Annotated in this window: 19 protein-coding genes; 10 read left to right on the top strand and 9 right to left on the bottom strand. The window is 56.5% G+C overall.

Features of this window, described 5'->3' with window-relative positions; genetic code table 11:
- The first annotated feature begins 7 nt into the window (after positions 1–7).
- Complete coding sequence (locus M504_RS08640) at positions 8–958, top strand: energy transducer TonB (RefSeq protein ID WP_047490215.1); 951 nt, start codon at positions 8–10, stop codon at positions 956–958.
- Positions 959–968: 10 nt separating this feature from the next.
- Here the strand turns inward: M504_RS08640 and M504_RS08645 are convergent, their stop codons facing one another.
- The 3 genes from M504_RS08645 to M504_RS08655 form a co-directional block, all read right to left on the bottom strand.
- Complete coding sequence (locus M504_RS08645; protein ID WP_047490218.1) at positions 969–1,196, bottom strand: DUF2892 domain-containing protein; 228 nt, start codon at positions 1,194–1,196, stop codon at positions 969–971.
- A 96-nt stretch (positions 1,197–1,292) separates the two neighbouring features.
- The gene (locus M504_RS08650) at positions 1,293–2,030 is read right to left on the bottom strand and encodes a hypothetical protein (RefSeq protein ID WP_047490221.1); all 738 of its coding nucleotides are present in this window, start codon (positions 2,028–2,030) and stop codon (positions 1,293–1,295) included.
- 83 nt (positions 2,031–2,113) lie between these two features.
- A complete protein-coding gene (locus M504_RS08655) occupies positions 2,114–3,055 on the bottom strand; it encodes a sensor domain-containing diguanylate cyclase (protein ID WP_047490224.1) in 942 nt (313 codons plus the stop codon).
- Between the two features lie 112 nt (positions 3,056–3,167).
- On the opposite strand from M504_RS08655, the gene M504_RS08660 reads away from it, so the two are divergent.
- Positions 3,168–3,386: a hypothetical protein gene (locus tag M504_RS08660; protein ID WP_047490226.1), complete on the top strand. Its 219-nt coding sequence runs from the start codon at positions 3,168–3,170 to the stop codon at positions 3,384–3,386.
- A 145-nt stretch (positions 3,387–3,531) separates the two neighbouring features.
- Here M504_RS08660 and M504_RS08665 read toward each other — a convergent pair whose 3' ends face one another.
- A complete protein-coding gene (locus M504_RS08665; RefSeq protein ID WP_047490229.1) occupies positions 3,532–4,257 on the bottom strand; it encodes a DUF72 domain-containing protein in 726 nt (241 codons plus the stop codon).
- Between the two features lie 5 nt (positions 4,258–4,262).
- The gene (locus M504_RS08670) at positions 4,263–5,315 is read right to left on the bottom strand and encodes an alpha/beta hydrolase (RefSeq protein ID WP_047494110.1); all 1,053 of its coding nucleotides are present in this window, start codon (positions 5,313–5,315) and stop codon (positions 4,263–4,265) included.
- 183 nt (positions 5,316–5,498) lie between these two features.
- Here M504_RS08670 and M504_RS22045 point away from each other — a divergent pair, with 183 nt between their 5' ends.
- A complete protein-coding gene (locus M504_RS22045) occupies positions 5,499–6,128 on the top strand; it encodes a Crp/Fnr family transcriptional regulator (RefSeq protein WP_052200540.1) in 630 nt (209 codons plus the stop codon).
- A 59-nt stretch (positions 6,129–6,187) separates the two neighbouring features.
- Here the strand turns inward: M504_RS22045 and M504_RS08680 are convergent, their stop codons facing one another.
- Positions 6,188–7,855: a cbb3-type cytochrome c oxidase subunit I gene (locus M504_RS08680; RefSeq protein ID WP_047494118.1), complete on the bottom strand. Its 1,668-nt coding sequence runs from the start codon at positions 7,853–7,855 to the stop codon at positions 6,188–6,190.
- A gap of 337 nt (positions 7,856–8,192) precedes the next feature.
- Between M504_RS08680 and M504_RS08685 the strand changes: the two genes are divergently transcribed.
- From M504_RS08685 to M504_RS08710, 6 genes are all read left to right on the top strand, one after another.
- Positions 8,193–9,299: an alpha/beta fold hydrolase gene (locus tag M504_RS08685; protein WP_047490231.1), complete on the top strand. Its 1,107-nt coding sequence runs from the start codon at positions 8,193–8,195 to the stop codon at positions 9,297–9,299.
- Positions 9,300–9,349: 50 nt separating this feature from the next.
- Positions 9,350–11,302, top strand: coding sequence for a glutamine--fructose-6-phosphate transaminase (isomerizing) (gene glmS / locus M504_RS08690; RefSeq protein ID WP_047490235.1), 1,953 nt, complete (start codon positions 9,350–9,352; stop codon positions 11,300–11,302).
- Between the two features lie 30 nt (positions 11,303–11,332).
- Positions 11,333–13,711: a P-loop ATPase, Sll1717 family gene (locus M504_RS08695; protein ID WP_047490237.1), complete on the top strand. Its 2,379-nt coding sequence runs from the start codon at positions 11,333–11,335 to the stop codon at positions 13,709–13,711.
- 272 nt (positions 13,712–13,983) lie between these two features.
- Positions 13,984–14,550 (top strand): hypothetical protein, encoded by a 567-nt coding sequence (locus M504_RS08700; protein ID WP_047490240.1) that lies wholly within the window; start codon positions 13,984–13,986, stop codon positions 14,548–14,550.
- Between the two features lie 408 nt (positions 14,551–14,958).
- The gene (locus M504_RS08705; RefSeq protein WP_047490243.1) at positions 14,959–15,183 is read left to right on the top strand and encodes a hypothetical protein; all 225 of its coding nucleotides are present in this window, start codon (positions 14,959–14,961) and stop codon (positions 15,181–15,183) included.
- A 772-nt stretch (positions 15,184–15,955) separates the two neighbouring features.
- Positions 15,956–16,267: a hypothetical protein gene (locus tag M504_RS08710; protein WP_047490246.1), complete on the top strand. Its 312-nt coding sequence runs from the start codon at positions 15,956–15,958 to the stop codon at positions 16,265–16,267.
- Positions 16,268–16,313: 46 nt separating this feature from the next.
- On the opposite strand, the gene M504_RS21220 is transcribed toward M504_RS08710, so the two are convergent.
- The 3 genes from M504_RS21220 to M504_RS08725 form a co-directional block, all read right to left on the bottom strand.
- Positions 16,314–17,876 carry a zinc dependent phospholipase C family protein gene (locus tag M504_RS21220; RefSeq protein ID WP_084214225.1) on the bottom strand — a complete coding sequence of 521 codons (1,563 nt, stop codon included), beginning with the start codon at positions 17,874–17,876 and terminating at the stop codon, positions 16,314–16,316.
- A 140-nt stretch (positions 17,877–18,016) separates the two neighbouring features.
- On the bottom strand, positions 18,017–18,682 hold the full coding sequence (locus M504_RS08720; protein WP_047490251.1) for a BON domain-containing protein: 666 nt from the start codon (positions 18,680–18,682) through the stop codon (positions 18,017–18,019).
- 161 nt (positions 18,683–18,843) lie between these two features.
- Entirely contained in the window at positions 18,844–19,833 is a 990-nt protein-coding gene (locus tag M504_RS08725) for an AraC family transcriptional regulator (protein ID WP_084214226.1), read from the bottom strand.
- A gap of 94 nt (positions 19,834–19,927) precedes the next feature.
- Here M504_RS08725 and M504_RS08730 point away from each other — a divergent pair, with 94 nt between their 5' ends.
- Positions 19,928–20,818, top strand: a complete 891-nt coding sequence (locus M504_RS08730; RefSeq protein ID WP_047490254.1) for an SDR family oxidoreductase — start codon at positions 19,928–19,930, stop codon at positions 20,816–20,818.
- Positions 20,819–20,951: the final 133 nt, after the last annotated feature.

Raw genomic sequence — 20,951 nt, forward strand, 5'->3', positions numbered from 1 at the left:
TGCGAGAATGGCAGCCATGCTCGCACGTACGCTGTTCCTGCTGGCTGTATTTTTCTCCTCTTTCTCGGTCGAAGCTCAAGACCCAGGCCATGAAGTCATTGTTGGGAATGCTTCCTATTTCGACTTTGGGCCGCCTTTCAGCTTCTACAACGTCTACGTCCTGAGACCCGATGGGCAGAATACATCGATTGATCTTCTCAGCCTGACTCCACCGGCAAATCAATGCAATGCGCAGACGACCTTTGAGCATTCGCAGGTAGTCGCACATAAGACTCTCGCGTCGCTTTTGGAACATGACCCGTGCACAATCACAGATAAGCAAATCCTTAAGGAAAGCAAGAGGAAGAGAGGGCTGCAATTCAGCGGCGCAGTGTTGAGCATGCGTCTTTCCTGTTCGGGTAAAGAACGCATCATTCCGATGCAATTTTTGGAAGAAGACTTATTCAGCGATCGTCCCAATCCCCCAAAGGGCGTTTCCTGGGCCATGTCTCTGATGGAGCGATTGGCTAATGAATTCAAATCGCACCCATCGAACTCCACTGAACAAACGGATGTAACACACGCGCTCGCGGAGGGTGCATACGACAACTTATATGCTCGTCCACCTCACGTCTTATCGAGACTGTATGCCGAATCGCAAGTGCCTGTACGGTCGAGCGAAGTAACGCTTGTGTCCTCAACAGTGCAACCTGGAGTACACGTTTTACCCGGCTATCCACCGATTGCTCAAGCCGCACATGTTGAAGGCGATATAGAACTGCGGGGCGTGATCGGGGAGGACGGCCGCCTGACATCATCGAGTAGGACAAGCGGCCCCGAACTTTTCGAGGTGTCCTCAAAAGCTGCGCTTCAGAAGTGGATCTTCAAAGCTGAAGATGCCAAGAAAACTGTCGATGTGACGCTGCATTTCGCACTAAACTGCAGCACGGTTCAACGAGCCCCAGACCTCCCGCGCTAACAATCAATCCTTAATGTCCGGCGCGAGCAGCTCGTAGCCGTCGCTGCTCTTCGCATGTGCAGATTCCGAGTGCCGCCCACAATGGGCAGAAGCGGTATGCCGCGGTTAGCAGCGGGACAAAGCCCAGCAGCGCGAGCCAGCGCCAGTTGCCTGTGAGTAGAGTTGCCAGGCTGAACAGCGCCATTCCAATCAGAAAGCGCACGAACATATCGAGCGCACCGACGTTTACTTCGTCCATGACACTCACCTCCGCTGCGCTGAGAGATTTCCAGCCAGCGGCGTCACAGTACGCCCGCGCACAGATTGTTGTCCAGTAAAGATTTTTGGGTGAATTTCAGCCCTTGATCCATGCCGTCAGCACATGCCACCAGCCCCAGTCCTGCGCGAAGTTGGCGCAGATTCCGACAATGGTATTTGCAATAAACGCGACGGGATAAGCGGCATACAGCTTGCCTTTGCGCTTGTCATCCACCATGAGCAGCAGAAGCACAAAGCTCATGAGGCCAATGATCAGGTTCAAATCGAAAAGGAAGCTGCGCCGCAGAAACGGCAGTAGCGGCGCGGCACGCACTAATGCAGGCGGCATCAGAAGAACCACCGTGCATACGATGTATCGCGCATGCAACTGTGTATTGCGGGCATACCAGACGCTAAGTCCAACAAACAGTGGAAACAGAATAAGCCCGGCGACATCCAGAAACGCCAGATGGTTCACGAACATGGGTGGAATGTGGGTGAAGCGCAACATGCTGCGGAGCATCAGGAATGCGCAGACCACAATGGCGGGAACCAGCAAATACACAGCCCAGCGTCCCAACGTGCGATGCAGCCGGATGCGATTTTGCTGATAAAGGATAGGCTGCACAATCAGCGTAAGAATCCATCCGCCCATGAGCGCGCCATGGATGTGGTGCAGCAGCGGCTGCGTTCTGATCTGTGCGAAATAGCTCTGGGCGAAACCAACCCACGTGAGCACGATGCACAGCAGAAACCACCACTGGGCATAGGGATAAAGCACGCCGGGACGTTTACTGTCACCGCCGGTAAACCAGGAAAGCGCGGATGTCGCCATGGAAGCGATCTTTTCCTGAAGCAGAGATTTTAAGGACGATTGAAAGTATTTTGCGCGGTAAACCGCTGATCCGCAAGGACAAACTACGTGGCTACGACAGACTCGCGCGAGGCCACCAGCAACGAATGAGCAACGCGGTTACGTCCACGCAGCTTCGCCTTATACAGCGCAGAATCAGCCGCCATCAGCAGGCTTTCCGGCATTTTCAGACGTCCGCCGTCGCGAGACAGCGCCGTAGCAACACCGATACTGACCGTGACACGTCCGTGGCCTTCTTCATTGGCAACGTGCGTAATATTCAGCTCTTCAATGGCCGCACATGCAAGTTCTGCCACATGCAGAGCGCCCTGCATATCGGTCCCCGGAAGGATGATGGCAAGCTCCTCACCACCGTAACGAGCCACCATGTCGCCAGGACGCTTCGTTACCCCACGCACCGCATGCGCCACAGCACGAAGGCAGTCATCGCCCGCCACGTGGCCGTACTCATCATTGAAGCCTTTGAAATGATCCACATCCAGGAGCAACAACGAAGCCTGCGTTCCGTCACGCAAAACGCGACGCCATTCGCGGTCCAGGGCTTCGTCAAACGCGCGGCGGTTCGGCAGTTCTGTCAGACCGTCGGTCATGGCCAGCCGTTGCAGTTGTTGCTCCATCTGCTTGCGCGCAGCAATGTCGCGAAAGATAACCAGGAATTCCAGCGGCTTCCCTTCTGCGTCGCGCAGAACGCTGCCACGCATCTCCAGCCACACCCAGTCACCCTGCCGATTGCGAACACGCATCTCCGTGGCCTGGCTTTCGTCGCCCTGCAAACGGCGTTCGCCCGCTGCCAGTGCAGCCGGAAGATCCTCTGGATGAATAATTTCCGCCGCGCTCCGACCGGAAATCTCTTCCGGCGCAAAACCAAGAATCGGCCGCGATGCAGGCGAAACATAGCTGGTGCGGTAATCCAAACCAATGCGGCAGACCAGGTCTGCGCTGTGTTCGGCGAAAGCGAGGAAATCGATTGCGGGGGAGGGTTCCATTCTTGTGACTCTTGGGCAGTGTAGGAAACACCTTAGAGGGACGCCATACCACGTCAGTGTGCGCGAATACCCCGTACGCACTACCGCTTCGGCTGGATAAAATAAACCTGTTATGCCGTTGTTCCCGATCAAAACCTGCGTCGTGTGTGGTGAAGAGTTCGAACTAAAGCCGGACAAGCCCGGCTTTGCTAACCGCTGTCCTGAGTGCACCGAAGAAGAGATGGAAGCACAGAAGGAAAAAATGGATGCCGACCAGCGCAAAGAGAAATCCGAAATGGATGCTGCGCGGCGCGAGACCATCCGCAACATGCTCTATCGCAAAGAAAGTTAACCCACTTTCCTTCTTATGCTGTGCACTTAAACGCGCAGCATAAGAAGTGTGGCCATGGAGAGAAACAGCAGCAGAAGCGCTGTCGCGGCAGCGTGATAAAAGTAACCCTTCATGGCACGTGTGACCGCAGGCCCTCCGGCGCGGACTACACGCTCTGCAAAAGTTCACAGAGACGCAGCGCATTTGGCGTGGCATGGCCGAGCGCCGTGTTATCAAACACCACCCACACAGGCGTTTCAGGGTGCTGTCGCACACGCTCTGCAAGGCCGTGCAGGAAGGCTTCGCCGTATTCCGAATAGTATGTGCGCGGCGTTCCATGCAATCGCCAATAACGCAGATGCGCGCTGCCCGCGGGCTCTGTGGCGTGTGGCGATCCTTTCGGCGGATCGGCTGCTACACGGGCAATATCAAACTCGCGCAACAGACGATCGGCACGGCCATCAAACCAGCTTGGGTGGCGCGCTTCGCAGACGGTATCACCTGCGTATAGTTCCCGAAGCACGCCGAAGAAGTCGCGTACGACGCCCTCATCAAACTCCAGCTTCGGTGGCAGTTGCACCAGCACCGGCCCAAGCTTTTCACCCAGCCCGCTGATCTCTTCAAAGAATGGCAGAAGCCGCGCCCCGGTATTCACCAGCTTTGCTTCATGCGTAATGCTCTTCGGCATCTTCACCGCAAAACGAAAATCCTGCGGCACGCTGCGCGCCCATCGCTCCCATGTGGTGCGGCGATGCGGACGGTGAAAGCTGCTGTTCACCTCTACAAAACAGAGGCGCGATGCATAACGTTCCAGGTGCGACCCTTCTTCTGCAAACAAAGCTGCGCTTTGCTTTGGCAGCGTCCATCCTGCGGTTCCAATGCGAATATTCACTCATGCTATGGATGCGCAAGTTGCTTGTTGAAGAAGTCTGCCATGTAAGTCCATGCTTCGCGGGTTTCCGGTAGTGATGCGTTATTCCAAAAACAATGTGGCAGAGCTTCAAAGACAACTAACCGGCCATCGCTGCCCGCGCGAAGATACGCGCGATGCAGCATGGTGGTGCTGCTGAGAAGCAGATCGCGCTCACTCGTTAGGAAGAGTGCAGGCGGCATACCCTTCAAGTCCGCATACAACGGCGACAACACAGGGTTGCGTGGATCAGTACTACCAACGTACGGATTCGGCGTTGCGTTGTTAGGAACCGGCACATAGCCGCGCAAACCATCGGTGTTGTAAAGCGAACGCGAATCTCCACCGTCATCCATTGCTGCAGGCACAGAGAACGGACCAAGCGCCGCGGGCATGGGCAGCTTCAACTGTTTGATGCGTACCGCTGCCTGCATGGTCAGCCCCGCGCCTGCGCTGCTGCCAAAGATAGCGATGTGTTGCGGTCGATACTTCTTCAACAGTTCGCGATAGACAGCAACGACATCGTCCACACCAGCGGGGAACGGATGTTCCGGCGCCATGCGATACAGCACGCTAACAATGCGGCTTCCCGTCATTGCAGCCACAGGAATCGATTCCGAGTACGAGCCGGAATCAGCATTGAATCCGCCGCCATGCAGGCAGATCAATACACGATCCGGGTGCTTCATCTCCTTCGGCAAAACTTCACGCACCGGCACGCCAGCGACCGTGCTGTCGCGAACAGTAACCTCGAACATCTTCAACAGAACATCGCGGTGCTGTGCCTGCGATTTATCCAGCATCGTGCGGCGCTGCTCCAACGTCTGCGGCACATCCGCATCACCTGCAGGACGACTCAACCACGCCTTCGCCTCCGGGCTAAGTCCTTTGGGCAAAGGCACCACGCGCTGCATACGGACGGTGCCGTCTGCCTCCGTAACCGCATGATTCGTCTGAATGTTTGCCGCTGGATTTTCCTGCGCACACATGCCACCGCACACAAACGCACTCATCAGAACCGCAACCGACACACGCAACATGGCCATTTCCCCCGTCCCAAACTACTTCAGACGAAGCCCCGCCAGCTACGGGAATTTTGCGACTCCCATACACTGGAAGCAGGGAGTCCCATGCCGCTGCGCCGCAGTTGCCTTCAATGCGAGACGAAAGGTCCGCACTGTTTCTGTTCTTTGGACCGCGTCGCCCTTGAAAGGCTCGACGGCATGGGCCACTTCATGCAGCTCGGCGCGCATGAACCTGTGCTGCGCGAAGGCTACGCGCCGGAACAGGTGTACGTGGTCTGCCGCGGCACCATCAAGCTGACAACTTCATCTCCCGATGGCCGATTGCTGCTGCTGCGCATTGTCGGCCCCGGCGATGTTCTCGGCCTCGCCGCTGCTCTCAAACGTAGCCGTTACGAAGCCACCGCGGAAACGCTGGAGCCCACCCAGGTGAAAGCAATTCCACGCACGCAGTTCCTGTTGTTCATGGAAGAGTTTCAGGCAGTCAGTCGCAACTCCGTAATGGCGATGGCGCGCGAATATGACTCTGCCGTTCTCAGCGCACGACGTCTCGCGCTTTCCAGTTCTGCATCCGCAAAACTCGCCAGCGTTCTGGTGGAGTGGGGTGGACTTGTACTGGCTGGCGAACACGACGATCACAACGGTCGCTTCCCTAACTCGGTTCGATTCCACATGCCGCTCACCCATGAAGAGCTGGGCCACATGGCTGGCATCTCGCGTGAAACGGTGACCCGCGTTCTGTCCTCCTTCCGAAAAGAAGGTCTGTTGCAGATGGATGGAAACACCCTGCACCTGAAAGACATGCAACAGTTGCGCCACTGCGCTGAGTAGTCCAAGAAAAAAGGGCGGCCTGCCAGGAGAAGACAGCAGGCCGCGGCACGGAAGTGTTGCTAGATGTGGACCGGAGCGCGACGCTCACGGTGCGGGAAATCAAGCGACTCATAGTCATACGCTTCATGCGTGACAACCGGAGTCTCAAGAAAGTTCGCCGTGATTGGCGGGGACTGTGTCTGCCACTCAAGCCCATACGCATGCCAGGGGTTATCACCCGCAACAGCGCCGAACTTTAATGACCACACAAGATAGATCATGGTGAAGAAGAAGCCAGCACCCATCACGGTTGCGCCCGCCGTCGACATCACATTCAGCACCTGGTACTCCGGCGGATACGCAGCATAACGACGCGGCATTCCAAGGAAGCCAAGGATAAACTGCGGCCCAAAGGTCACGAAGAAGCCCACGAAGATCATCACCGCAGCAACCTTTGCAGGGCCTTCGGGATACATGCGTCCAAACATCTTGGGCCACCAGAAATGAACGCCACCCAGGAACGCCATCAGCACAAAGCCCACCATCACAAAATGGAAGTGCGCCACGATGAAGTACGTCTCCGTCAGGTGTACATCCATACCCAGCGAACCAAGAAACACGCCCGTGCATCCGCCTACAACAAACAAACCAAGGCAGCACATCGCATAGATCATGGGCGCGCGGAAAGTAATCGAGCCCTTGTACAAAGTGAACGACCAGTTGAACACCTTGATCGCTGAAGGCACCGCCACCAACATGGTTAACAAACTGAACACCAGAGCCGAGTACTGCGATACACCCATGATGTACATGTGGTGCTCCCACACGAAGAACGAAAACAGCGAAATCGCAATGGAAGAGAACGCAACAGCCGTATAGCCAAAAACACGCTTACGACTGAAGCACGCAATGATCTCGCTGATGCACGCCATGCCGGGCAGCAGCATGATGTACACAGCCGGGTGCGAATAGAACCAGAACAGATGTTGAAACAGTAGCGGGTCGCCGCCCTTGGCAGGATCGAAGAAGCCAAAGTTGAAGATGCGTTCCACCGCCACCAGCACAATCGCAATCGACACCACAGGCGTTCCCAGGATCATGATGACGCTGGCCGCATACATGCTCCAGATGAACAGCGGCAGTCGAAACCACGTAAGCCCCGGCGCACGCATGCGATGAATCGTCGCAACAAAATTAAGTCCGGTGAAGATAGACGAAAAGCCCGCAACGAACGCAGCGAGTCCAGCAGACACCACATTCGTATTCACATAATGTGTGCTGAGCGGAGTCGTGAACGTCCACCCCGTATCCACGCCACCTGCGCTGATGGTGTACAGCAACAAACAAGCGGCAACACAATACAGATAAAACGACAGCAGATTGATCTTTGGAAACGCCAGATCTTTCGCACCAATCATCAACGGCACAAGAAAGTTGCCAAGGATGGCAGGCACCGCCGGAATCAACACGAAGAACACCATCGCAACACCATGCATGGTGAACATCTTGTTGTAGGTGTCGTAGCTCATCAGGTCTGCTTCCGGCGTGAGCAGCTCCATGCGAACAATCATGGCCAAGATGCCGCCCACCGCAAAGAAGAATGTCACAGCCACCATGTACATCAGCGCAATGCGCTTGTGATCACTGGTGAGCAGCCAGCTCTTGAGCCCATGCCCGTTGTTCAGATAATTACGCTCGTTGTAACGCGGCGCTCGCACGTCCGGCAAAACAGGTGCAACAGCACTCATCGGCATGCTCCCGCTTCATCGCATACCGATGTGGCCAGCACCGCCAATACGATCAGCGGCGGGCAGTTGGAGCTGGTGCCATAGCCTGCACACTTACCGGTGCACGGCCGGTTGGAGCTGGGGCAGATCTTCGTCGACGGAATACGCATGGGCAGAACCTCGTATGCGTATCCTCAGCCCAATCGCAAAACGAATCTGTGACGGCCATCACACCGTTTGTCAGGGTTTCGTCACCAGAGCCTCAATGCTCTCCACAAGAGGTGAAACGGTCAGCCCAACCCACACGAATCCCGATAACGCAGATAGAGTGAAAGAACCCATACCGGAGCTACTGCGCATGTCATTGCACCGCATCCCTCGCCTCGTCGCACTGGCAACTCTGCTCGCAATGCCGTGCGTCGCGCAAAGCACGCAGGCCACGCAGAACCGATATCAGCGCGAAGCAGTCGACGCCGACGTCGCACTTCGCAACGTCCACTTCGGCACTGGAGAAACGCTGGGCACACTGCGCCTCCACTACAAGACATTAGGCAAGCCGCATCGCAACGCCGCAGGCAAAATCGACAACGCTGTCCTGATTCTCCACGGCACCGGCGATCGCAGCGACAGCATGCTCACCAGCGTCTTTGCCGATCCACTCTTCGGCCCCGGCGATCCGCTCGACATCACCCGTTACTACATCCTCTTCCCTGACGACATCGGCCACGGCAAGTCTAGCAAACCCTCTGACGGCCTGCACGCGCGCTTCCCGCACTACGACTACGACGACATGGTGCAAACCCAACACGCCATGTTGACCGAAGAACTCGGCATCGATCATCTGCGACTCATCCTTGGCGTCTCCATGGGCGGCATGCAGACCTTCGTCTGGGGCGAAACCTATCCGGGATTCGCGGACGCGCTCATGCCACTCACCTGCCTGCCGGTGCCACTCGCCGGACGAAACCGCATGATGCGCTACGCCGCCATGCAGGCCATTCGCACTGATCCCGCGTACAACAACGGCGAATACAAAACCCAACCGCCCAGCATCCACACGGCAAACACCATCCTGCTTGTCACCGGCACCAGCCCGCTCGTCCTGCAAGGCATCGCACCCACACGCAAGCAGGCTGAAGCCTACGTCGATCAAACAATCCCACAGCGCGACGCCAACACCGACGCGAACAACTTCCTCTATTACATCGACAGCTCGCGCAACTACGACGCTTCGCAGCACCTCGACCGCATCACCGTCCCCATCACCTGGGTCAACACCGCAGACGACTTCATCAACCCACCCGAACTCCGCATCGCCGAGCACTACGCCCCACAACTGAAGCAAGGCAAATTCATCCTGCTGCCCATCTCTCCGGAAACGCGCGGCCACGGCACCAACATGCTCGCCAGCATCTGGCGCCCCTACCTCTTCGAACTCATGCGCCGCTCCCAGCCCACGCACTAAATAAGACCCGCGCAACCTCTTTTCACGCACCGCGTCTACACTCACTAACTATGTGCGGAATTGTTGGTTACATCGGCCCCAAAGACGTCGTCCCCCTCATCGTGGAAGGCCTGCGCCGCCTTGAGTACCGCGGATACGACTCCGCCGGCATCGCCGTCGCTGGCATCGCGGATAACCCCACGCTACTCGACGTCCGCCGAGCCCCCGGCAAGCTCAGTAACCTCGAGTCCGTACTCCGCGACAAGCCTCTCCACGGCACCTACGGCATAGGCCACACCCGCTGGGCCACGCACGGCCGCCCCACCGAAGAGAACGCGCACCCACACCGCGACGGCACAGGAACACTCGTCGTCGTGCACAACGGCATCGTCGAAAACTACCTCGCCCTCAAGCGCGACCTCATCGCCCGCGGCCATCGCTTCGTCTCCGAAACCGACACCGAAATCATCGCGCACCTCATCGAAGACGAACTCGAGAAAGCCGCACTCACCGTCTCCGCGCCGCAACTCATCGAAGCCAACACCGCCGAAGCCATCGTCACCGCGCCAGCCTCGCCCATCCCGCTCGAAGAAGCCGTAAGACGAGCCGTCAAGCGACTCACCGGTGCCTTCGCCATCGGCGTCCTCTCCGCGCGCGAGCCCAACAAGCTCGTCGCTGCACGCCTCGGCCCGCCCGCCGTCATCGGCATCGGCGACGGCGAATTCTTCCTCGCCTCCGACGTCCCCGGCATCCTCCACCACACCCGCGACATCGTCTTCCTCAACGACAACGAAGTCGCCGTCCTAACCAAAGAAGGCGTCATCTACACCGACTTCGAAGGCACGCCCCACACCCGCACGCCACAGCGCATCACCTGGGACCCCATCCAGGCGGAAAAGGCCGGCTACAAGCACTTCATGCTCAAGGAAATCAACGAGCAGCCCCGCGCCGTCCGCGACACCACACTCGGTCGCGTCTCCCTCGACAGCGGCGAAGTCTTCCTCCCCGACCTCCAACTCACCCGGGAAGACATACAAAAAGCCACCAGCCTCACCATCGCCGCCTGCGGCACCAGCTGGCACGCTGGCCTCGCCGGCAAGTTCATGATCGAGCGCCTCGCCCGCATCCCCGTCGACGTCGACTACGCCAGCGAGTATCGCTACCGCGACCCCATCCCCGGCTCACTCGGCCTGCTCATCACCCAAAGCGGAGAAACCGCAGACACCATCGCCGCGCAGCTTGAAATGGTCAGCAAAGGCACACCCACGCTCGCCATCTGCAACGTCGTCGGATCAGCCATCACCCGCAAAGCCTCCGGAGTCATCACCACCAACGCAGGCCCGGAAATCGGTGTCGCCTCCACCAAGGCCTTCACCGCCCAGCTCACCGCACTCTTCACCCTCGCGCTTTACTTAGGACAACAACGCGGCACCGTCACACCCCAGCAGTCAAAGCAATACGTCGCCGAGTTAGCCGAAATCCCCCGCAAGTTAGAAGAAATTCTGCGCTCCGTCGACGACCAATGCAGCGAACTCGCCAAGTCCTTCTCCACCGCGCGCGACTTCCTCTTCCTCGGCCGAGGCATCCACTACCCCATCGCCCTCGAAGGCGCACTCAAGCTGAAAGAGATTAGTTACATCCACGCCGAAGGCTACCCCGCCGGCGAAATGAAGCACGGCCCCAACGCCCTCATCGACGAAACACTCCCCGTCGTCTGCATCGCCACCAAGGACCCCGCAGACCCCACCAGCGTCCTCAAGTACGAAAAGACCCTAAGCAACATTCAGGAAGTAACCGCCCGCAGCGGCCGCGTCATCGCCATCGCAACCGAAAGCGACCCCATCGAACACAGCCACCTCACCGGCCTCGTAGAACACACCATCACCATCCCGCAAGCCCCGGAACTACTCCTGCCCATCCTCGAAGTAGTCCCGCTACAACTACTCGCCTACCACATAGCTGTAAGAAGAGGCTGCGACGTAGACCAACCACGAAATCTAGCCAAGAGTGTAACCGTCGAGTAAAGTATCGACATTCCACAATTGAGAATGCTGATGGCCTCGGAACTCTTGGTCCCACCGCAGTTTTGCCAATATTCGGCTGGCGCTTGCAATCAAACCTTCGATGGCATTTCCCGTGCAGATGTTTTTTTCTTCTATTCGAGTAAGCCGGATGTCATTGCCGACACGATAGAGGAAGCAGCTAAATTGCTGCGAACCCGAAATTCTTCATGGAATGTGAAGACATGGCGGGATTTGCCTATCAATGGCCAACTTATATTTTGTGAGATATGCAAGGCTCAGCGCTCAACAAGAGTCGCGGTGGTAGACGTTACCACGATGAATTTCAATCTCCTCTTTGAACTAGGCTTTGCACTCGGGTTGGGAATACCTGTAATACCTATACGCGACACAACTTGCACTCTGGACTCTGCAGAATTTGAAGCACTCGGCCTCATAGACACACTGGGCTATTTGGATTTCCAAAATGCGGAAGAGCTTGCGCAGAAGCTACCAGCTGCAATAGCTTCCGCAGCGATACCGATTGCGACTCAATACACTCCAAATTCCAGTTCCCCTTTGTTCCTTCTTCGAAGCCCGATTGCAACGAACGGCCTCGTCAAGGTGCTTTCTGCAATCAAGAAATCTAGTCTTCGATTCAGGTCCTATGACCCCAAAGAACAGCCTCGCCTCTCTTTACAAGACGCCTTTCGACAGGTGAAGACTTCTATGGGTGTCTGTGTCTATCTGCTCGCCGACTTCAGGAAGGGAGCGACGGTATCAAATGCAAGAGGCGCGTTTGTGGCAGGACTGGCGCTTAGTTCTGGTGCTTATGTTTGCGTCCTTCAAGAAGGGCAACATCAACAGCCCATTGACTACCGAGATGTCGTACAGTCTCACACGGATGGTGAGCAGGTCCAACACCTCATCACGCCTTTTATCAAGTCCATCTACGAAGCTATTCAAAGCACTCGTTTCGTTCCTATAACCCTGCCACTCAACGCTCTTGAAACCCTCGATTTGGGCGACGTGGCGGCAGAGAATGAAATCAACTCTCTGAAGAGTTATTTCTTACCTACAGCTCAATACAACGATGTAAAGCGCGGCCACGCGCGCCTAGTCGTGGGGCGTAAAGGCGCTGGGAAAACCGCCATCTTTTATGGCGTCCGTAGCGCCTATTGGAGTAGCACTAAGCACATCGTCCTAGATCTGAAGCCCGAGGGACACCAATTCCTCACACTACGTGAGCACCTCCTCAACTCACTCTCACAGGGCGTTCAGGAACATGTCTTGACGGCGTTCTGGAACTATCTGCTACTTGTCGAACTCGCGGCAAAAGTCATTGAGACAGATTCAAGAATTGCCAACAAACATTACGAACGCTTCGAGCTATACGATCGGCTGGTTCAGATTCTGGGGCCGGAAATCGATGCAGAGCAAGGTGACTTTTCTGAGAGGTTATTGCTTCTCGTAGAAAGACTACTTGCCAGAAAGGTGGAGATCGAGGGCTTCACAGGAACAAGTGAGATTTCTCGCCTGATTTACGAAACAGATATTAGGGGTCTTCAAGAGACTCTACAGGCGTATATGAAGTTCAAGGATGGCATCTTCATCCTCATCGACAACTTGGACAAAAGCTGGCCTGTCAATGCTGCGACCGACGCAGACATGATGATTATCCGAAGCCTGATGGAAGCTACTCGAAAACTCCAAAGGCAACTCGCGAAGAACGATATCGATTGCCGAGCCGTTGTGTTTATTCGTAACGATATTTACGAACACCTACTCGGGCAGATTCCCGACAAGGGGAAAGACACCGCAATTCTTTTGGACTGGAACGACGAAGAAGCATTTAAGCTTCTTATTCATCGCCGCATGATGGCCAGTACAAAAATAGAAGAAAGTTTCGAAAACATGTGGTCTCTGTTCTTCGAAGCATATATACGGGGGGAACATTCTTTCAGCTACATTCTAGGAAGAACTATGATGCGGCCTCGCGATTTGCTGAGCTTCCTCAGACTGTGCATCAACACGGCTGTAAACAGAGGGAACACTAAAGTCAATGAGGCTGACATACTGCAGGCCGAGAAGCAGTATTCAGAAGATCAGTTGCAAGCGATATTCGATGAACTCAGAGACATCAACAGCGAGTTTGCCGATATTCCTTATGGCTTCATAGGCTCTTCTTTTACGTTTGATCAATCCTGTCTGCGCGAAAAGCTGATCGAAATGAAGGTTACCGACGACAAGCTTGATGAAGCCATGAATATTCTGCTTTGGTTTGGCTTTATCGGGATCATGGATAGAAGCGGCGAAGAGAAGTATTCATACATGTACCAATACGGGGTTAAGAGAATGTTGCGTGAAGCTAACGACACTACTCAGTTCATAATCCACCCTGCCTTTCGGTCGGTTTTGCAATGTTCACATTGAGCCGGGCCTCGGGCACCCAAAGCTAACCTGGGTATCGCACAAAGCGTGTCTTCTTTCGGAAGGGCAGGGCTTCAGCCCTGCCGTAAAGAACCAATCAAAAGAAAAGGCGCGGCCACAATTCAAGCAGGAGAACACCGCCCACCCCGCGCCCCGCACAGAATCCGGCGGCTGGCCGCGAAGCTACGAAACGGCCCAACGGTGAAGCCGTCCAGAACAATACGAAGTATGAAAATCCCGGCACCTCAGGTACTCTCCTCCTGAGGGAAAACGCCTTGCCAGACGAACAGCCCAGCAAAGGAAGTTTCTTCACCACGCTCCCCGGCGTACTCACCGGCATCGCTGCCGTGCTCACAGCCCTCACGGGTTTCTGGGCAATCTTTCATCAGGACAGTCCGGCAAAGCCGCCCAAGGCCGCCATTATCGATGGCCCCACCTCCGGCGCAGCCACCAGCCCCTCGTCCAGCACAACGCCGCAAAGCACCGCAGCGCAAACCTCAGCGGCCGTCAACGCAGGATCAGCCACTCCCATAACAGCGGTGAGCCTTACCTCGCGCAAGCAACTGACCACCCGCCTGGAAGGCAAGACCTTCCACCACAACATGACGGGAACCATGCTCAACCTCGATAGCGGCCAGACCATCGACTTTGAGAAGCTCCGCCAGATCGACTTCGGCAACGTCAACGGCGACGCGCACCTCGTAGCCGTAACCATCACCTTGAACGATGGCCGAACCGTCCCCGGCGACCTGCGCACTAACTACGCCTTCGCAGGCGACAGCGACCTGGGCCCCTTCACCATCTTCGTGGAGGACGTCCGCCAGATCGTCTTCACCCACTAAACACTCCAGCCCCATTCCCTCGCTCCGCAAGAAAACACCCCGAAGGCGTCGAGAACAGCACGAAGTGCCATCGCCCGAAGGCGACGAAAGCAGCACGAAGCGCCACGCCCAAAGGTGTCGAAAACAGCACGAAGTGCCATCGCGAGCGCAGCAAGCGAGGAACCACAAGCGGCGGAAGCCACTCCATCGCGCAAAGCGCGACTTCTTTCGGAAGGGCAGGGCTTCAGCCCTGCCGTAAAAAGTCCAAAAGAAGAAAAGGCGCGGCCACAATCTAAGCAGGAGAGAACAGCCTCCCCCGCGCCATGTACAGAATCCGGCGGCTTGCCGCGAAGCTCATCTACACTGAAACCGAATCCACCGTGCGCATCATCGGCGCACGTCTCGCGACTGCGACGGAACGGCACCAATATGAAGAAGTCGGCTGAACTCGACCCACTGGCGGAGCGCCCAAATCTCGACTTCAGCAAAGGCGCGCGTGGCAAACACCATGATCGCGCGATGGCGTCGCGAAACATCATCGTTCTTGACGCCGATCTCCTCGACACCTTCCCTGACTCGGAATCCGTAAACGCCGCTCTCCGCATTCTCAAGCAGGCCGCCGGTAGCATCGCAAAGCGATCTTCAGCCGCGTAAGCCGCGAGCTCATTTCTTTATGGCTTGAGCCTTCGTAAAGGCCAAACAAAGAAAAGGAGCGGCCACAGTCTGCGCAGGAGAAAACCCGCCTATCCCGCGCCCCGTACAGAATCTGGCGGCTGGCCGCGAAGCGCAGAACTTTGATGCAGACGATGTTCCCTCAATCTAAGCGCGCTTCACAGGCCCACGGCGAAGCCGTCGAGAACCGTACGAAGTACCGAGAACGGCACGAAGTGCCTTCAGCCCTGCCGTAAAAAGCCAAAGAAAGAAAAGGCGCGGCCACAATCTACGCAGGAGAAGACCGCCTATCCCGCGCCTCGCACAGAATTTGGCGGCTGGCCGCGAAGCGCAGAACTCCAATGCTGACGACGCTGTTGAAGACCGCCTAAAAATCGTGTCAAGCCCCAAAGTCCTTTAAACTCAACAAACGAAACGAAATAGAGTTGGCATGTTATTTCCATGCAGCCGCTAAACTAGATACAGGGCATAACTTCGCCCCGTCGATCCTAAGTTAACTCCTTTAGAAAGACGATTTTGCCTCTAACCCCAATGGGCAGACGATTTTAGCGCCACCTGCGAAGTTAAACCCAATGAAAAGACGATTTTAGCCAAAGAAGGGGGGAGGGGGGTACCCTCCCCGGATAGCCTGTATAACTATGCATAACTCCGTATACTTATACATAAATAGCGCGTTTTGTTGCATTTGCCGTAAATTAACTCGACTTTGTAACTTATCTGGGTCAGACTTGAATAAGTAACAAAGGGTATTTTTATGTTCCACAAGCATGCAACAAATACATTCCTCCAGAACAAAGGTCCTCGTCTCGTCACGGCGGAAGACAGCACGCGTTCCACGCAGTCTTCCCGCGCAGAGTTGGTAACCATCGCCTCGCGCCGCTGCTCGTCCTTCTTTGCAGAGGCTGCGGTGCTGGTACTCGTCTTCGGCATCCTGGACTTCTTCTTCCAGCGCGGCCACATCTCGCTACTGTGGGCTGCAGGCGCAATCAGCCTGTCAGTAGCCCTCCTCGCAGCCAGCGTTGCCACGGACTTTACCGCCCGCCGCTGGCTCGGAGCTCATCCCTAGCGTCTCCACCGACGATCACGAATAGTGGCAATCCGCCACACCTGACTTAGTGGCTTCCGCCCTCAGCGGCAGGAGCCTCATCGTCATCCCCTTCCCCGAAGGTCGGATAAGGCGTCGGCTCGTTGCTGGTAGCCATGGCGTTCAGCGTCACCAGGTCAGCCTGCAACTGCTTCCACTGGTCCGGATGCTTCCGGGTATCGAACGGCAGCCCCATATTGGAGTAGTAGGCCAATATGTCCCGCTTGATGCCCGGCGGAATCGCCAGCCCCGGCTGCTCCACCAGCGTGTGCACCAGCCTGCAGAACGTCTGGTCCGTAAGCGGATACCCGGAAGGCCGCACCACCACACCCGTATCCAGGTCCCGGTTAGCCAGAGGATGCCGGGGGTCCGGCGGCGTCCGAGTCCCCTGCCGCTCAATCGCCAGAGACGTTCCACTTGCCAACGTTGCGGAAGGCAATGACCCCGGCCCCGATGCTGGGGAAGAGGCGCTAGCGATTGCAGGCACGATCTCACCTGTGAGTTCCGCGTCGAGCTTTCCTGTGGGTGCGCGCAGCACAGTGGTCTGCGCATCTACTGTCGCAGGAGGAGGGGTAAAGCGCCGTAGCGCCGCATTCAGCCTGTCTGTGGAGACCAGCACGGAGTGAATGTATTCCGCTTCGGTACCAGGGGTGGGCCCCTTCACCGCCGCCAGACTAATCGGCCCCACCTTCGGCAAAACCCACAATAGAGCGGCGAGGGAGTATGTGCCGATGCCAGGTTTCTGGCGATAGTCATCCCAATGATTCTGCGTTGCGACTGTAGCGATCTCTGCGTCCAGCTTGAGAACGTCATCGCTGGGTATTTCCTGAGGCAGTTTCTTGTGATGCAGTAGCGTCACGGCATAAGCGATGCGCGGGATGAAGCTGCGCACAGAGAAGCGATAATTGTCCACATTGATGCGATGTGAGCGCTTTACCGTGAAGTCGGCGCGGATGCCGTAGGTCTGGTAAAAGGCCAGCGACAACTGCCGCGTGGATACCTCAAGCCCCACGTGACTCAGATAGTGCTGCGGTGCAAGGCGGCGGTGCGCCACCTCGTTGATGTCAAAACCAAACTCCACGCGAACATGCTGATGTTTTCCCTGCGCGTAGTTCACGGTGCTGCCGTACTTCTGCTGCAGTTTTTCGAACTCTACCGGAACAGCGCGATTGGTGGCTGTGGCGTGGCCTACGTTGTCACCGATGTAATGCGACAAGGCACCGATGGCGAAGGCGAGTTCGTTGGCGTTCTCTGCGTTGCGGAAGAGGTTTACAACGAAGTCTCCGCTGCGAACGTAATGCGTCAGGTTGCTAAAGAAGGCGTCGCCGAAAGGATAGTAACCGATGTCCTGGATGACGCATCCACCGTAGGCATAGGCACGAGCCTGCTCTAACTGTTCCGGTGTTAACGAAGGATACCGGCTGCGCAGGAGCGGGACGATGGAAGCATCCCACGTGAGGTCGATGAGTTGCTCGTGCGTCATGACGGAGTAGGCACGCACAGGCTGGCCACCGCCCACACCAAATAGACAGATCATCCAGAGAACGCATCGACGCAGGGACTTCATCGGGCTAAGAGGCATGGAAGCCATAAGAGTACGCCACCGCCACGATAGTTGCCAGAATTCTCATGGGGTTCCTTTCCGTGTGGTGGAACCAATGGGGAGCTAGGCGCAAAAGATGAAAGCCCCTCCGAAATGCGAAGGGGCTTTCTGTTTCGTAATGCTTACGATTACTTTTCCTTGGGCACTTCGCCGGGCCACATGAGGTCGTTGTCCACGGAAAAGGTACCTGGTGTGGAGTTAGCCTGCATCGCTGCGATACTCGCGTCAGACTCGTTGTTAACTACGCCAGTAAGAATGACGTGACCGTTATTCACGATGATATGAATGGCGTGATAGCCCATTGGAGGATCCTGCGTGATACCACCGGCGGCACGGGCCACGGATGGGCCCATTCCGAAACCAACCGGGCTACCGGTGTATTTACGCAATGCGGGCTGTGTGTAAATGCGTGTATACACGCCCACACGAATCCGATCGTCAAAGGGTGAGTTAGGCAGCACCTTGATCTGGTTAACGACGCTGGCCACACCTGGGATCTTTTTCACGGCCCGCTCGGCATCGCTCTTCAGAGTAGGCCGCGAAGCGTATCCGTGCAGAACAATCGTCTTGCCCTGAATGCCAAAACTAAGCGAATCGAACACACCGTAATTCGTAAGGCTGAGCAGTTCATGACGCACCTGTTGCACGATGCGCTGCGCGTCCTCTGCCGACCAGGTTTTTTGGTTGTATTCCATCTGCTGCTGTTGTGTAGGTGCGGCCGCATTTTGCTGCGCTACGGCGACCTGTCCCGCGCATAGTGCTGCCGTCATAGTCCAAAGCAGAATCTTCTTCATTGCTAACGTTCCTCCGTACTCACGTACCGGTATGCATTGATTTGAAGGATGCTTCCACGTAGATAAGACGCTGAAGCCAGGGTGGTTTGCTGTTCGGACGAAGAACAAAATTTTGCTGCCGCACGAGAGGCGCCGGACAAGACGCGATCGCCTCATCCAGATCAGGCAGCGGTAGGTCGTGCGTAACGTTTTGGGGAACATCCCATGACCCGCCGGAACGCCTTGCCGAAGGCACTCGGAGAGTCATATCCCAAAGACTGTGCAACGGCAGAAAGACCTTCGTTGGAACTTTTAAGCCGGTCGGCTGCTAACAGCATCCGCCATCGCGTCAGGTATTCCATAGGTGTCGCGCCCACGGTTTCACGGAATCGGTGGGCAAAGACGGAGCGCGACATGCCGACACGCTGAGCGAGCAAATGCAACGTCCAGGGATGGCCTGGATCGTTGTGCATGCATGCAATCGCTGCACTCAGGTGTCGATCAGACAATGCGGAAAGCCATCCCGGCGCAACGCTTGCCGCATCTGCCAGATGCAAGCGCAACGCCTGAATCAGCATCATGTAGGCAAGTTGTTCGGCAATTAGGAAAGTACCTGGCTGTGGGTTGCGTAACTCCTCGCGCATACGTTCCAACGACCACCGTAATGCAGCCTTGTCCTGCTCACGGCGAATGTGAACGACTGGCGGCAGCGAGTGTAGGAGCATCTCAGCGTGACTTCCAGTAAACGCAAAGAAGCCGCCTGCCATGTACCGCGCGCCATCGTCCAGGTGCGGCGTCTCGGCGCTTTTCTTCAGGCTGTCCAGAGCCACGGTATAGGGAACGGGTTTCAACGCAAGATCGCTTGCAAGTTGGAATGGGAGGCCGCGCGGCAGAATGAAGCAATCGCCCACATTCATCTCAATGGGATCGGCCATGCCGTCCAGCGTCAGCCAAAATTTGCCCGCCAGAACCGCGTAACACTTGATGCCCTGATGCTTTGGGAACGAGATAGCAAGATCGTCCGGGATGGCGAAGGCGCCACAGGCAAGACTTCGTGGCCTCAGCAGTGCGAGAACTTCCGAAAGAGGATCGACCGTCTGCCCCTGGCCAAAGACCGCGGCAGTGACGGGTTGCACATCCGAGGCTTCCGTCAGGACGATTGAGCCATTCATGCGGACTATCAGTATAGATCGTCCTGCATGGCGCTCCCATCTACTGATCGACGGCTGACGAAAACACTTTCGCAGCGTTCAGAGGAGATTCATCATGCGCATTTTTGTTACGGGAGCAACAGGGTTCATCGGTTCCGCGGTTGTGCAGAACCTGATTCAGGCAGGCCATCAGGTAGTGGGACTGACACGTTCAGAAGCCGGCGCGGAAGCTTTGCAGGCCGCTGGTACCCAGCCGCTTCACGGCAACATTGAGGATCTGGACAGCCTGCGCAGAGGAGCCGCCGATTCTGATGGCGTAATCCATCTTGCTTTCAACCATGACTTTTCGCGGTTTCAACAAAACTGCGAGGATGACCGCCGAGTGATTGAGGCCATCGGCGAGGTGCTGGCAGGATCGGATCGTCCGTTTGTCGTCACCTCTGGAACGGCCATCGCCGCGAATGTCGATGGCAAGCCTTCCACCGAAGATAGCCCCTTGGCTTCGTGGAATCCGCGTGGCGCGTCCGAGGCAGCGATAAGAGGGCTGACCGAGCGCGGCGTGAACACATCCGTAGTGCGCCTGCCGCAGGTGCATGACACTCGCAGGCAAGGATTGGTGCCGTATCTTCTGGCTGTAGCGCGGGAAAAAGGCGTGTCCGCCTACATTGGCGAAGGGAAAAACCGCTGGCCCGCGGCACATATCACCTCCGTGGCAGAGCTCTATCGACTGGCATTTGAAAAGGCCGAGCCGGGCGCGATCTATCACGCGGTAGGTGAAGAGGGAGTGTCCATGAAGGAGATTGCAGAGGCGCACGCACGCGGCTTGAAGATTCCGGCGGTCAGCATTCCTTTGGAGCAGGCGCAGGAACACTTTGGCTGGCTGGCTCACTTTGCACCGCACGACATGCCTTCTTCCAGCGCGCTGACACAGAAGAAGCTGAACTGGAAGCCGATCGGCCCCAGCCTGATCGCGGATCTGGACGCCATGGACTATTCGCAGGCATAAACTCAGAACCAACATGCGCACCGGTTCCCTTCTACGGGATGCCGGTGCGCTTTGTTTTTCGGCGGAATCTGGCGGGAACCACGGGGATTCGCGATACGTATGGGTTGAGTAACGCCGTTGGCAGCATGGTAGT

This window comes from Terriglobus sp. TAA 43, assembly GCF_000800015.1.
In the GTDB taxonomy this organism is placed as follows: domain Bacteria; phylum Acidobacteriota; class Terriglobia; order Terriglobales; family Acidobacteriaceae; genus Terriglobus.